11 protein-coding genes and 1 pseudogene are annotated in these 14,017 nt (G+C 46.4%); 6 read left to right on the forward strand and 6 right to left on the reverse strand.

Annotation, left to right across the window (positions count from 1 at the left end; translation table 11 throughout):
- Positions 1–59 precede the first annotated feature (59 nt).
- From BCT11_RS24245 to BCT11_RS24255, 3 genes are all read right to left on the reverse strand, one after another.
- Positions 60–1,580 (reverse strand): sodium:solute symporter family protein, encoded by a 1,521-nt coding sequence (locus tag BCT11_RS24245; RefSeq protein WP_102389481.1) that lies wholly within the window; start codon positions 1,578–1,580, stop codon positions 60–62.
- A gap of 234 nt (positions 1,581–1,814) precedes the next feature.
- Positions 1,815–2,207, reverse strand: coding sequence for a RidA family protein (locus tag BCT11_RS24250; protein ID WP_102389482.1), 393 nt, complete (start codon positions 2,205–2,207; stop codon positions 1,815–1,817).
- A 51-nt stretch (positions 2,208–2,258) separates the two neighbouring features.
- The gene (locus tag BCT11_RS24255) at positions 2,259–3,704 is read right to left on the reverse strand and encodes a D-aminoacylase (protein ID WP_102389483.1); all 1,446 of its coding nucleotides are present in this window, start codon (positions 3,702–3,704) and stop codon (positions 2,259–2,261) included.
- Between the two features lie 180 nt (positions 3,705–3,884).
- Here BCT11_RS24255 and BCT11_RS24260 point away from each other — a divergent pair, with 180 nt between their 5' ends.
- The 6 genes from BCT11_RS24260 (at position 3,885) to BCT11_RS24285 (ending at position 11,505) form a co-directional block, all read left to right on the forward strand.
- Positions 3,885–5,156, forward strand: coding sequence for an amino acid deaminase (locus tag BCT11_RS24260; RefSeq protein ID WP_102389484.1), 1,272 nt, complete (start codon positions 3,885–3,887; stop codon positions 5,154–5,156).
- 89 nt (positions 5,157–5,245) lie between these two features.
- Complete coding sequence (locus BCT11_RS24265; RefSeq protein ID WP_102389485.1) at positions 5,246–6,109, forward strand: MurR/RpiR family transcriptional regulator; 864 nt, start codon at positions 5,246–5,248, stop codon at positions 6,107–6,109.
- Positions 6,110–6,529: 420 nt separating this feature from the next.
- Entirely contained in the window at positions 6,530–8,161 is a 1,632-nt protein-coding gene (locus BCT11_RS24270) for a methyl-accepting chemotaxis protein (RefSeq protein ID WP_102389486.1), read from the forward strand.
- Positions 8,162–8,529: 368 nt separating this feature from the next.
- Complete coding sequence (locus BCT11_RS24275; RefSeq protein ID WP_102389498.1) at positions 8,530–9,477, forward strand: HlyD family efflux transporter periplasmic adaptor subunit; 948 nt, start codon at positions 8,530–8,532, stop codon at positions 9,475–9,477.
- 4 nt (positions 9,478–9,481) lie between these two features.
- Positions 9,482–10,408, forward strand: a complete 927-nt coding sequence (locus BCT11_RS24280) for an ABC transporter ATP-binding protein (protein ID WP_102389487.1) — start codon at positions 9,482–9,484, stop codon at positions 10,406–10,408.
- Complete coding sequence (locus BCT11_RS24285) at positions 10,408–11,505, forward strand: ABC transporter permease (protein WP_198593995.1); 1,098 nt, start codon at positions 10,408–10,410, stop codon at positions 11,503–11,505. The genes BCT11_RS24280 and BCT11_RS24285 overlap by 1 nt, the downstream gene beginning before the upstream one ends.
- Before the next feature lie 68 nt (positions 11,506–11,573).
- Here BCT11_RS24285 and BCT11_RS24290 read toward each other — a convergent pair whose 3' ends face one another.
- The 3 genes and pseudogenes from BCT11_RS24290 to BCT11_RS28555 form a co-directional block, all read right to left on the reverse strand.
- A complete protein-coding gene (locus BCT11_RS24290) occupies positions 11,574–11,945 on the reverse strand; it encodes a hypothetical protein (RefSeq protein ID WP_171374330.1) in 372 nt (123 codons plus the stop codon).
- 200 nt (positions 11,946–12,145) lie between these two features.
- A pseudogene (locus BCT11_RS24295) lies at positions 12,146–13,801 on the reverse strand (amidohydrolase); the annotation flags it as partial.
- Between the two features lie 30 nt (positions 13,802–13,831).
- The gene (locus tag BCT11_RS28555) at positions 13,832–13,966 is read right to left on the reverse strand and encodes a hypothetical protein (protein ID WP_277869664.1); all 135 of its coding nucleotides are present in this window, start codon (positions 13,964–13,966) and stop codon (positions 13,832–13,834) included.
- Between the last annotated feature and the right edge of the window lie 51 nt (positions 13,967–14,017).

The raw sequence follows: 14,017 nt of genomic DNA on the forward strand, positions 1-14,017 counted from the left end.
GCCACCAGTTTGTCAGGAGCTTATGAGCAAGTTTCTGTTCGAGCCGAAGCTCTTTGCTATTAAGCGTTTTGATTTGCTGTTGTGCGGTTTTTTAATGAAGCATCTTCTTCTAGAACACCATCGTCAGACAGTTCCATTTCCATCAGAGCACGCTCATCATCTAGGATTGCTCGTGCCATTTCTGGTGACACTTGGTTAGCTGGAGTCACTAGGCTCACTGACACACCAGCAGTTAGGGCAAATAAGCAAGATGGAATCACTGGGTTGCCCCAGAAAGCGGTTAGGTCAGGGCTCATCATTACTGCAAATGAAGCGATAGACGCACCTGCCAATGTTGCCAATGCACCTTGCCAGTTGTAACGCTTCCAGAAGCGACCCAACATACCGCACACGAACATGCCAGACATAACTGTCGAGATCATCTTAGTGATGTAGCTAATGATGTCGTTCGAAGTTAGCGCGAACAGCAATGCACAACCGATCACTACAACCAAAGCCAAGCGAGAGTAATTCAACATGGATTCTTTGTTTGGCACACGACCGGTGAACATGACGTAAACATCACGCAGTAAGATAGACACGCCCGCAATCGCATCGGAACTTGCACTCGACATGGTTGCCGATAGACCTGCAATCAGAACGATAAGACCAACACCTACTGGCAATACCGTTGCCGCGATGTATGGGAAAGCAAAGTTCGCGTTGTTTAGTTCAGGGTCAATCGCATGCGCCGCCATACCAATGACTGCTGGAATGATAGAGAAGAACAAGTACAGCACACCAGAAGCCACGAACGAACGGCGGATGGTTGATACATCTTTGCCTGAGTAGATGCGTTGGCGGAATGAAGGCGTTGCAAGTACACCCACACCAATCACAACAGCAAGAGAAACCGCTGGGATTAAACCAAGCTTATCAATCGCAAGGAAGCTAACCGCTTCTGGGTCCATGGCAGAGTAGAGGTTATCCAAGCCACCAATGTGCTGCACTGACAGTACCGCCATTAGGATGAAGCCAACGAATAAGATGATAGCTTGAATGGTGTCCGTCCAAACCACCGCAGTGTAGCCGCCAATAACAACGTAAATGGTAAACGCTGCTGCGATGATCATCTTCGCAGTGCTCAGCTCAATATCGGCAATCCACGCTAGGTACATACCACCACCAAGGATGTGTGCGCCCAACCAGCCGATAGAAGCGATAAAGATAAGCAGACCAACCACGTTCTTCACGATGCGGTTTGCACCTACGTAGTATGCGAGCTCTTCACTCATGGTCATAAAGTTGAGTTTACGAACTGGCGCAAACCACAGCGCCAATAACAAGATACCAATTGCGCCACCAATGCCGTAAAGCGCACCAGCCCAACCGTTTGAGTAACCAAAGCCCACCGCGCCCATACTAGAGCCCGTGCCAACCATGGTTGCTACCGTGGTACCTAATACGAGGAACAGAGGTAAGCCTCGACCACCGAGTAGAAAGTCTTCACCTGATTTTTGATTGCGAGAGACAAACCATCCCAACCAAATTAAAAATAAGACATACGCACCGAAGCCTGTAAGAAAAAGTGTACTGTTCATTGAACACCTCTCATATCAAAATCCATCTTTCAGATTGATATAATTCCAGCAGCAAGTATTAGATTTTATTCCAGAAATTATCTAATTTTATTTTTATAGCTTTTGCTAAATATATTAGGCACTACTGCTTTATGAAATTATATTTATGTAGGGAGTGAGAGTGCCCAAAAGATAATAACAGGAAAGTAATTATTTCCGGCACTCAATTTTATTTAATTAGGTAAAATGTGATTTCTATCGGCGATCTTCGCGGTAGCAAGTCACATCAACTTCGACTTTCACGTCCACCACGAGATCACATACCATGCAAATACGTGCCGGTGGGTGGTCACCGAAGAACTCTCTGAACACTTTATTGAACGATTGGAAGTAACGAGAATCCGTTAGCACCACTTTCACGTGTACCACGTCAGCTAACGTATAGCCTGTTTCTTCCATGATGTCGACACAGTTTTGAATCGCTAGACGAGATTGGTCAACGATACCGCCTTCTACCACTTCGCCATCAGTCATTGGTGTTTGACCCGATACGTATAAGAAGCCGCCCGCTTCTGTTGCTCGTGCAAATGGTAAATGTTGACCGCCTGTACCTACGCCGCCTTCTACACCATAACGTTTAATTGACATAATATTCTCCAGTGATAATGCTTAATCTATAAAATTAATTTATTTAATAAGTTATTGATGGGTATTATTTCGATAAATAAATACGCCATTTCTATTTTCGGTGACTTTATCTTTTAAATAAGATAGCACGCCATTTACAAATACAGATTCAATACCTTGCGCGACAGAAATTGGATTTTCGAACGTTGCAGTATCTTTAATTGTATTTGGGTTAAATAAAACCAAGTCCGCGTAAGCGCCTGTTTTTATTTCCCCACGATCTTTCAGTTGGTAGCGTGTTGCTGACATCCCCGTCATCTTGTGAATCGCTTCTGCCAATGGGAAAAGCTGTTCTTCACGACAGTAATGCCCCAAAACTTTCGGGAATGTGCCCCACAAACGTGGATGTGGGTGCGGGTCGTTTGGTAATCCGTCCGAGCCCACCATGGTCAACTTATACTTAAGTACACGTTTGACGTCGTTTTCATCCATGCAGTGATAAACCGCGCCCGCAGGTTGCAACGCTTTTGCAGCTTCCATAAGAGGCAGTTGCATCTCGTCAGCAATGTCTTTCAGCATCTTGCCAGCGTGTTCAGGTTTACTTTCAGACCAAGTGATGAAGATGTCGATTTCATCCGTCACCTGTTTTAAATCCAGCGTTGAAGAACTGGCGGAGTATGGGTAGCAATCGCAAGACACGTCTTGATGCTCAGACACCTTATCCATCAAATCCAGCACTTCTACCGTGCGTCCCCAGTTGCCTGCACCTGCACATTTCAGATGAGAAATCACCACTGGCACTTTGGCGTACTGCCCAGTTTCAAAGGCTTCTTCCATTGCACTGATGATTTCTTCAAACTCGGTGCGCATGTGTGTGGTGTAGATACCACCGTGATGGCCAAGAATTTCCGCTAGGCGCATGACTTCATCCGCGTTCGCTTGCTTGGCACTCGCATAAGCAAGACCCGAGCTCAATCCCAATGCGCCCTCTTCCATCGCTTGTGCCAGTGTTTGGCGCATTTGCTCGATTTCTTCATCGGTAGCCGTGCGCAGTAAGTCGTCCATCACGTTGTTACGTAAAGTTGTGTGACCGACTAACGCAGCAACGTTGACCGCAGGGTTCGCCGCTTGTACCGCCTTCGCATACTCCGCAAAAGTTGGGTATTTGAAGTCTTCCTGCTTGCCCAATAGGTTCATTGGGTCTGGCGGAGTATCACTGAGTACCGCAGGGCTCGCGCTAATTCCGCAATTGCCTACGATTACCGTCGTCACGCCTTGGCTGATCTTTGGCAAGCAGTCAGGGTAACGAATCACGTTGGTATCATCGTGCGTGTGCACATCAATAAATCCCGGAGCCAACGCAAGACCCTGACCGTTGATAACCTTCTTTGCAGAAAGCTCGTCTAGCTGCCCTACTTGCTCAATACGATCTTGACGAATCGCAACATCAGCAATGAATGGTGCTGCACCCGTACCGTCAAATACCTCTACGCTTTTGATAATGGTATCGAACAACATACTTCACTCTCTTCGTCCGTCGTTAACATGATTCCATCTTAATAATTCTTGAAATTTAAACAGTGAAGAAACACACAAAAAAACTCAGATTTGTTTGATACTTTCTAACATATTATTTATGGTGGTTAGCAACAAACACTTAATATCAATCACTTAGACCATGTTAGAAGTAGGTACGCCATGAAAGACAATCGCCAAAAGTGTGATAAAAACTATCATAATGAGTGTGTTACCACGCCAGGTTACGGAGAAAAGGCTCAACCTGTTGCGTGCAATTCGGACGGGTTACACAGCTTGATCCATGAAGAGATCACCTTGCCCGCTGCGGTGATCAAATCTTCTTCATTAAAGAACAACCTCGATTGGATGCAGCGTTTTGCCAATCAACACAAAGTGAAGTTGTCACCGCACGGTAAAACCACCATGACTCCCGCTTTCTTTCAGCAGCAATTAGAAAACGGCGCTTGGGGCATTACCGTCGCAACGCCGGCTCAGGCAGAGATTGCCGCGCTAGGCGGAGCGAAAAACATCATCATGGCGAACCAACTAGTCGGGCGCGCGAATATGACCATCATCGCCAACTTGATTGAAAACCACGGGGTCAACTTCTATTGCTGTGTGGACTCAAGCCGAAACGTCAAAGCGCTTGAGCGTGCCTTCGCTGAACATCAATTGCCGCTTAATGTACTGATTGAGTTTGGTGTCGAAGGCGGTCGCTGTGGATGCCGTAATCAACAAGATGTGATTGAGCTCGCCACACTCATCCACCAGCAACCTCACCTCACGCTAAAAGGTATCGAGGTTTACGAAGGTGTCATTCATGGTGACAATGCTGAGCAGGACATCCGTGACTTCCTCAACACCACATTAGAAATCGCAGCCCAACTACAAAACGACAAATTGATTGAGTCCAAGCCTCTGGTCACAGGCGCAGGCTCTGCTTGGTATGACGTGGTTTCTGAATGCTTTGCCAACCTAGAAGATTTTGATGCCGTCATTCGCCCCGGTTGCTACGCGATTCATGACACAGGCATTTACCTAGACGCACAAAACAAAGTCATGCAGCGCGCTGAAAACAACCAAGGTGCGGCGTGTGATTTAGGTGGTGACTTGGAATCGGCACTAGAGCTTTGGGCTTATGTCATTTCTCGCCCTGAACCAACCAAGTTAGTTGCTGGCTTTGGTAAACGTGACGTGGCGTTTGATGCCGGATTGCCAATCCCTGAGCGTGCTTATCGCGATGGTGAGTCAATCTCTATTGAAAGTGCGGTAACGACCGCGGTGATGGATCAGCACGCGTTCATCGAAGTAGACGCAAATAGCGACCTTCAAGTGGGTGATATGATTGCCTTCTCAACCTCTCACCCATGTTTAACGTTTGATAAATGGCGTGCCGTGGCGGTTTGTGATGATGAGTATCAAGTCACTCATTGGGTGAAAACCCGTTTCTGATGATGAGCTTAGTGAGGCTTTTCGTTATACTTCATGCCAAACCAGTGGAGGCGGCACAATCGTCTCCATGCAATAGATAGGAACACAGCTTGAGTTTAGAAGTCGATATTATCTCTCAAATCACTGAACGTTTCAGTGCGCTGCGCGATGCCGAAAAGAAGGTCGCGAAGTTGATCATGGACGACATTCAAACTGCCGCCAATGCCAGCATTACTGAACTGGCAGAAAGCGCAGAAGTGAGTGAAGCCACCATCACCCGTTTTGCTAAAGCTGTTGGCTGCAAAAACGTGCGTGATATGAAGATCAAACTGGCACAAACCTTAACGGTTGGACAACGATTCATCCTTGAACCGCCTGATCAAAGTGGCTACCAAGGCATTTATGAGTCGATCAAGCAATCCCTTGATGTAAACCGCAGTTTGATTGTTGAAGAAGATATCGACACTGCTGTGAACTGGCTGCACAACGCAAGACAAGTGATCTGTATTGGTATGGGTGGCGGCTCGACCATTGCAGCACAGGAGATGCAGCACCGTTTGTTCCGTCTAGGCTACCCTGTTGTGGCGTACAACGATGGCTTGTTATCGCGCATGATTGCGGCGACGGCAGACACGAATGATGTGTTGGTGATGATCTCAGCCACTGGCTATACCCCTGCCATCATAGAAACCGCGCAATTAGCCAAGCAGTACGGCGTGAAAGTTATTGTGATTACACCGAAAGACACGCCTTTGACTGAGCAAGCCGATTTGGTCCTGCCTATTGAGCACCAAGAGACGGACTTCATCTACAAGCCATCCGCTTCTCGCTACGCGATGTTGGCTTTGGTTGATGTACTTTCGATGGCATTAGCCGTTAATCATAAGCGACGCTCGCGCGATAAACTTCGCCGACTCAAAGTTGCTCTCGATTCTTATCGTGGCGGTTTGGAAAGACAGCCTCTTGGTGACTAAGCCAACGTAGTCTAGATAACTAAAAACTCGCTCATAAAACTCAAACAATGAAGCCCGATGTTCAGCATCGGGCTTTTATTTTACCGAGATAACACTTCAATTCGGTACGATATCTTGTTTTAATATTTAAGAAAACTTGCTAACACATAAATAACGAGATTCATCAATAAGAAAATTCTGATTGAATGTAAGGTTATCAAGATTAATACCAATTCGTACTCGAAATAATTTATAAGTTAATTAATTATTTTCCACATCAATATTGATTAACTATTAACTTATTTTCAAACGAAATATGAACATTAAGTTTCCATTTTATTTTCGTTTCCGATAAAACTATTTGAGACTTTCATCACACTAAATTTCAAATCTCAGGAATAGACTCCGAGCCTTTCAAGCCCCCCAATTTGCAGTGAGTCTATGAAACTTTCTAACCTAAGTATTAAAAGTAAAATCAGTGCGTTGATACTTGTTATCTCCGCTGCCGTCATTGCGTTATCTTTCTTCTTTACCTCTCAAATAAAACTTATTGATGGCAAGATGACAGAATTTTCTGATACCACAGTGCCAAGTATTTTATTGGTAAAAAATATTGAAATCGAAATTGGCACCTTAAGAAAAGACGAATTCTCTTTACTGACCAATGTAAACCATGCTGAATTTAACACTTGGCTTAAAGGTTTGGATGAATCAGAAAATAAAATCGACAACTATATTGAACAATACGGTAAATCACTTTGGGATCAGCGCGACCGTGATGCTTATAATAAAGTATCGAGTGCATGGTCAAAATACCGTAGCTTCAACGACAAATATTCAGAGCTACTAACCACGAAACGCATTGATGAAGCCAACGCTATGCTGCTGGATGGTTTTTCAACGTTCCAAGCACTTTCTAACTCGATTAAAGATCTGGTTGAGTTAAACCAAACTTTCATCAAAGAAGACATCAACAGCACTCACGATGTGGTAGCAGACGCCATCACTTATAGCATTATCGCGATTGTTGCTTTATTGGCATTGAGCTTTGTACTCGGCCTATTCCTCACAAAACAAATCTGCTCTCCACTGCAATACGTGGTTGAAATGGCCTCTAAGATTGCTTCCGGCGATCTAACCTACAAACTTCCGCGCAATAAAATTGGTAACGACGAACTCGGTTTATTGGCAGACGCCTGTGAAGATATGCAAGCCAAGCTATTGAGTCTGGTCGACAGCATCTCTTCTACTACCGCTCAGGTGAGCACCGCCACCGAGGAAGTGAGCGCAATTTCAGAACAAACCTCTTCGGGCATGGATGAACAGCAACAGCAACTTAACCTGATTGCGACTGCCATGAACGAAATGCAAGCAACGGTGCATGATGTAGCCAGCAACACGGAAGCCGCTTCAGAAACTGCAAACAGCGCCTCTCAAGAAGCCAAAGAAGGCTTAGAAGTGGTTCAAGAGTGTATTGAACAGATCAACGAAGCTTCAGTCGCGATTCAATCTGTTGGCACCATGGTAAGCGAGCTAGAGCAAGACGCATCGAACATTAGCGTGGTGGTTGACGTGATTCAAGACATCGCAGAGCAAACTAACCTGCTTGCTCTCAATGCTGCAATTGAAGCTGCCCGAGCGGGTGAACAAGGCCGTGGATTTGCCGTTGTAGCTGATGAAGTTCGTACGCTAGCTAGTCGCACACAAGCATCGACAGAAGAGATCGTTGCCATTATCAGTAAACTTCAGAATTGCTCGAAAACCGCTGTATCGGCAACAAACAACAGCAGCGATTTGATTCAAGTGTGCGTTGAACAAGCTCAGCGCGCGGGGACGACGATTGGTCACATCGAACAAAGCGCCGACAACATCGCTGAAAAGAGCATCCAAATCGCGAGTGCGTGCAGTGAGCAGAGCTCTGTGACTGAAGAGCTGCATCGCAATGTTGAACACATCAACCAATTCTCTAGTGAAGTCGCAACAGGCTCCCGTCAAACCGCGATAGCGTGCCGAGACTTAAGTGAACTGGCAGTTGGTCTACAAGAAATCGTCAGTCAATTTAAAACGGCTTAAACAGCCATTAAAGGTTGCGTTAACTTTGTCCTAGCGCGCTCTGTAAAGCCCGATGCTCAACCATCGGGCTTTGCTTTATCTAGCCGTTTCTTTACGCGTGCACGGTAAACCTGATCCTTGTCTCGATTCTTTAATTTATCTTTCCTAATCTCACCAACATCACGGTAACCCACTATATTTGAATGAGAATATTCTTAGAGACGCATTCAAGAGTGAGGCCAGTTTCAATAATTAATCAATTGATGAATATTGAAGGAATTAACTTCCTAGCCGGACAAAACTGACTCACGTTACACTGAATGCAGTCCCACACTCTTCTATAGCTTGATACGATTTCGAGCTCACCTTCTTAGAGGAAGCGTCGCATGATGAAGCGAATCATTCTTGGCACCCTAGCCCTGACTCTTTTAACTGCCTGTTCCAAAGATGGCGGACAGCAAGCCCTTGGCACACTGGAGCGTGACCGCGTAACCTTTACTGCTACCTCTAGCGAGATAATTCGTGCCCTACCCATCAGGGAAGGCAGCCAAGTCACCGAAGGAGAAGTGCTGGTTCAGCTCGATACAAAGAACCAAGAAGCCGTTTTAGCTCACGCCGTAGCTGAACAAGCCAAGGCTGACGCTTATCTTTTGAAATTGACCAATGGTGAGCGACCAGAAGACATTGCCGCAGCGCAAGCACGCGTTGCCAGAGCGGAAGCTCAATTGGTTGAAGCGCAAAAGAACTACCAACGTAAAGCGGAGTTAGTTCGTAAGAAACTCATCAGCCAATCAGAGAAAGACACCGCTTTAGCAGCCAGAGATTCTGCCCGTGCAGAGCTAGACTCCTCACAAGAAGAGTTCAGCAAACTAACGGCTGGCTCTCGCCCTGAAGATATTGAACAAGCGAAAGCCGCACTCATGGCAGCAAAAGCCGATGTGGCACTGCAAGAACAGAAACTGGCAGAGCTCACCATCACCGCCACGCGAGATGGCTTGTTAGATAACCTACCGTTTAACCTTGGCGAACGCGTCCCTGTCAATGGTGTTGTTGCTGTGATACAAGCAAGCCGCGTCCCATACGCTCGCGTTTATGTTCCTGCCAACTACCGAGTCGATTTTGTGCCGGGTAAAACGGTTAACGTGCATGTAGATGGCGTTGAGCAGCCATATAGCGGCACCGTTCGTTGGGTAGCGACTGAACCTTCATTCACGCCTTATTTCGCGCTCACCGAGGAAGAACGCTCGCGGTTGATGTACTTAGCAGAAGTCGACCTTCAAGACTCAGCACAATCCTTGCCTTCAGGTATTCCAGCGCAAGTGGATTTGGTGGAGTAAGCCAATGACCGAATACGCGATTCAAGCTGAAAATGTAGTGAAGAAGTTTGGTGACTTCACCGCCATCAACAACATCACGCTTAATGTGCCCAAAGGCAGTATTTATGGTTTTCTTGGCCCCAACGGCTGCGGTAAATCGACAACCATTCGTGTGCTGACGGGCTTGCTTAGCCCAAGCGAGGGCAACGTGGATGTGCTTGGGTTAGAGATCCCAAAACAATCTGAGCTTCTGCGCCTTAAGATAGGCTACATGACACAAAAGTTCTCCCTCTATGATGACCTGACGGTTCAAGAGAATCTTGAGTTTATTGGACAAATCTTTGGTATGGAAACCAAGGCCCTAAAAGCTCGCATCGAAGAACAACTAGCCACCTACGGTCTCGACCAGTTGCGTAAACAGCGCGTCGGCGGAATGAGTGGCGGCCAGAAACAACGCTTGTCTCTCGCCGCAGCCACCATGCACAAACCAGAACTGTTGTTTCTCGATGAACCCACATCTGCGGTTGACCCAGAGAACCGACGAGATTTCTGGGAGCAATTGTTTGATCTCTCTGACCAAGGCACAACGATTTTGGTCACTACGCATTACATGGATGAAGCAGAGCGCTGCCATCGTCTAGCGATTATGGAATCAGGCGAAATCCGCGCCGATGGTGAGCCAGAAGAACTCATGGCGCAAATGGGCGTTAACATCGTCGAAGTCAAAGCGGATAATTTACGCGAGCTAAAAGAGAAAGTCATTCGACGCGAAGAAGTCCGTTCTGCCGCACAGCTCGGCATTCGCTTACGCATTTTAATCCACCAGCACATCGAACAACCGATCGAATGGTTAACCCAAACCTTTCCTGAGCTTGATGGCTGCGAGATGAACATTGCTCGCCCGAGCTTGGAAGATGTGTTTGTCAGCGTTACGGGAGAAGGTCGCCAATGATGAAATCTATTGCCCGTATGAAAGCGGTGATGATCAAAGAGATCCGTCAGCTTTCACGTGACCGAATCACCTTTGGCATGGTCGTAATGATCCCCCTGATTCAGCTTCTGCTGTTCGGCTTTGCCATTAATACCGATATTCGCAACATTCCCGTTGGCGTCGTCGATCAAAGTGGCAGTACTGCCGGACGCGTGATTACCGAGTCCGTCAAAGTCACGCAAGTGGTCGATGTGGTCGAAACCTTCGCTACCGCTTCTGAAGCTGAGCAAGCCATTCAAGACGGTTTGGTGCGAGCGGCTTTAATTCTGCCTAGCGACTTAACCCAACGTATGGTGCAAGGTCGAGAACTTGGGCAGTGGATTGTGGATGGTTCAGACACCATGATCAGTTCTGCGATTCTCTCACTACAAACCATGCCGTTAACGGATTTTGATTTTGAGATACGCCCTGCCCCAACTAAAACCTTTGAAGTTGCGCTGTATTACAACCCGAGTCGGCGCTCGGCGGTGAACATTGTCCCTGGTTTATTGGGCGTAATTCTGACCATGACGATGATCTTGTTCACCAGTGCAGCCATTGTTCGAGAACGGGAACGAGGTAATTTAGAGTTACTGATTACTACGCCAATCCACTCCATCGAACTCATGGTGGCGAAGATCATCCCTTACATCTTTGTTGGTCTGATACAGGTGTTTATCATATTAGGCTTAGGGCACTGGATATTTGGCGTGCCGATAAACGGTGTCATTAGTCAGATACTGTTTGGCACGCTGTTGTTTATCGCCGCGAGTTTAACTTTAGGTTTGGTGATATCCACCATTGCGACGACACAGCTTCAGGCCATGCAGATGACGGTGTTTATTCTTTTGCCATCGATTCTTCTGTCCGGATTTATGTTCCCGTATGAAGGAATGCCCGTCGCGGCACAATGGATATCAGAAGCCCTGCCTGCCACCCACTTTATGCGCATTATTCGTGGTGTGGTGTTGCGTGGTGCAGATTTAATGGAGCTATGGCGAGATACTGTCTGGCTACTGGGCTTTACAGTGATAGGTTTAGTTGTTGCGTCATTACGCTTCAAAAAATCACTCGATTAACCCACCAGATTCCACAACTAAAAACGCCTCCACATTCGGAGGCGTTATTGATCAAAGCGAGTAGAACATCAATAATACTCACCGAGTGAACAATCGTGCAAATCGGAGATAATGTAGTTTCTCAACGAGTTGATTTTAAAATTAAAAACCACTTGTTTGCATACGTTCCTACTGCGGTCACTGTAAGTAATATAGCCTTCACCATAAGCACGCTTGCCACTGGTTGAAGTGATGTCGGCATCCAGCTCTAAGTGTGCTTTGTGCGCATCGACACGTTCCATCATCTGTGGAACATCAAGCCATTCTTCTCGATTGGCCATTTGGATCAGCATTGATTCCGCCTGTGTTTCCAGCTTTTGCGGATAAACGTAGAAACGGTTATAGGCAAAATAGGCGCTCATCAAAATAATAATTAACACTGCTGAGGTAGTTCTTGTCATGCAAGTTGCCTCTTATCGTTATGAATTTCTGCTTTTCTCTATAATTTCAGTATAGGAAGCGGATGAAGTTTAGGTTAAAGAATTCACCCAAATAACAGGCGACGGTCAGAGTCGGTCAATTCCATGACAAGCCGTCGCCTGATTTAACCTAATTCTAAATAACTAGACACCTTGCAGCTCTTTAGTGCTAAAAGTTACTTTTACTTATCAATAGGGAATAGCTTGTTCTCAAAGACAGTGGCATAAATTGGTACGTCTTTTAGCTTGTTGATGTCGATTTTATAAGGGTCCTCTTCGAGTACCGTAAAGTTGGCAACCTTACCTACCTCGATACTGCCGAGGGTGTCTTCCATTCCCCAAGAGTACGCGGCTTCTATAGTGATGCCTTTTAATGCGGCTTCACGAGATAGGGCCAAGTCTTTGCGTAATACATTGCCATTGTTGGTTTGACGGGTAGCGGCGCTCCAAGCAAGTAATAGAGGATCAGCCGGAGCCATTGGCATATCTGAATGCAATGAGACTGGGATCTGCTCTTTCTCTATGGTCGCCAGACGCACCATGGCATGAGCACGCTCTTCACCTAAGCCGACTTCACCAAAACGGTCACCAAAGCCAGTGATGTAATATGGGTTCACACTGATGATAGCTCCGAGTTCTTTCAGTTCCTTGACTTGCTCGTCGGTCGAATTGGCAAAATGAACAATCGTAAAACGGTGGTTATCACGTGGGTATTCAGCTTGACGACGTTTCAAAATTTCAATCAGCTTTTCAACGCCTTCATCACCGTTTACATGAACGAGTATTTGGTAATCCTTCTCCCAGAACAGCTTGGTGATGTCTTCAACTTCTTGAGGACTTTGAATCCACTCGCCATGGTGGCCATCCAGATAACCGTCTTTCATCATCATTAACTGAGAGATGATCGCACCATCGAACAGTAGCTTAACTTGGTTTTTAAAGAAGCGAACTTTGCCTTCATCAGGGAAGGTTTTGGTGATTTCTTCAACCGCTTGAACCACACCCTCTTTGCCTTTCAAAAAGTACGGTGACTTACTCTCTGGTGTAAAGAAGGAGTACATTGGCGTTTCATCAGCCCCCAAGATCTCTTTATACAGGCCCACCATATCCTCTGGTATAAACGCGCCAGGTTCGTTGTAAGCTGTTATCCCTTTCTCGTGCAGCATTTCCACCATTTGCTCTAGTCCGGCACGGAATCTTGCTTCACTACCAAGATCTTTGTAGATACGCGGTAACAAGTAAATCAGTGCACCACCTTCCCAGAAATGCCCATTTTCCAGATCTGACTGAGCTGCTACCTCTTTACCTTGCTTATCAATATCTGCTTGGTTAAGACCAAACTTTTCAATAAAGGCAGAGTTGACGTAGAACTCATGTGCCGAACGATGCCATACACCGATTGGACGTGTTTTCGAGATCTTATCAAGATCAGCGCGCGTCAATTCACCATGGAAGAAGTTGTTGTAGCCCCACGTCCACAATACTTCATTTGGATCCTTCATCTCTTTTTCAACGGCAGTCAGCGCGGCCAGATACTCTTCATGTCCATTCACCGCAGGCCAAGTACGGCTTGGTAACTGCCACTCTTCAGGAGCAATGACCGGCATGCTCAGCGTAAGTGCACCAAGGAACGGATGAAGGTGCTGCTCAATAAAGCCAGGCATGATCACCTTGTCCTCTAAGTCGACTTTATCCGCATTTGGGAACTGGTTCAGCGCCTGCGCTTCTTGTCCAACAAAGACAATCTTGCCGTCATCGTCCGCTACAACTGCCTCTACACGAGGTTGGTCTTCATCCATTGTGATGATGGTATCAGCCAGATAGATCGTTTCACCGCTTTCCACAGGCGCAGTTGCTTGAGCTTGAGCTTACTCTTCTACCTGAGCCTCAGGTTTTGGCTTTTGTTGTGGTTGTTTCGCTTCTTCTGCTGGGCTGCATCCTGCCACGGTACCAATTAACCCTAGGATGACACCTGCCACTAACGTTCGTTTGAATGGTTTCATTTCTAACCCTTATATCACCAGTTTATTTACTGCTTTAGTTATGGAATCCCG

It is taken from the genome of Vibrio sp. 10N.222.52.B12, assembly GCF_002875385.1.
GTDB classification, from domain to species: domain Bacteria; phylum Pseudomonadota; class Gammaproteobacteria; order Enterobacterales; family Vibrionaceae; genus Vibrio; species Vibrio jasicida.

What these genes read in the sequence shown, in the direction of transcription:
- BCT11_RS24245 (WP_102389481.1), bottom strand. Translation starts at nt 1,580, where the DNA reads ATGAACAGTACACTTTTTCTTACAGGCTTCGGTGCGTATGTCTTATTT.
- BCT11_RS24250 (WP_102389482.1), bottom strand. Translation starts at nt 2,207, where the DNA reads ATGTCAATTAAACGTTATGGTGTAGAAGGCGGCGTAGGTACAGGCGGT.
- BCT11_RS24255 (WP_102389483.1), bottom strand. Translation starts at nt 3,704, where the DNA reads ATGTTGTTCGATACCATTATCAAAAGCGTAGAGGTATTTGACGGTACG.
- BCT11_RS24260 (WP_102389484.1), top strand. Translation starts at nt 3,885, where the DNA reads ATGAAAGACAATCGCCAAAAGTGTGATAAAAACTATCATAATGAGTGT.
- BCT11_RS24270 (WP_102389486.1), top strand. Translation starts at nt 6,530, where the DNA reads ATGAAACTTTCTAACCTAAGTATTAAAAGTAAAATCAGTGCGTTGATA.
- BCT11_RS24275 (WP_102389498.1), top strand. Translation starts at nt 8,530, where the DNA reads ATGAAGCGAATCATTCTTGGCACCCTAGCCCTGACTCTTTTAACTGCC.
- BCT11_RS24280 (WP_102389487.1), top strand. Translation starts at nt 9,482, where the DNA reads ATGACCGAATACGCGATTCAAGCTGAAAATGTAGTGAAGAAGTTTGGT.
- BCT11_RS24285 (WP_198593995.1), top strand. Translation starts at nt 10,408, where the DNA reads ATGAAATCTATTGCCCGTATGAAAGCGGTGATGATCAAAGAGATCCGT.
- BCT11_RS24290 (WP_171374330.1), bottom strand. Translation starts at nt 11,945, where the DNA reads ATGACAAGAACTACCTCAGCAGTGTTAATTATTATTTTGATGAGCGCC.
- BCT11_RS28555 (WP_277869664.1), bottom strand. Translation starts at nt 13,966, where the DNA reads ATGAAACCATTCAAACGAACGTTAGTGGCAGGTGTCATCCTAGGGTTA.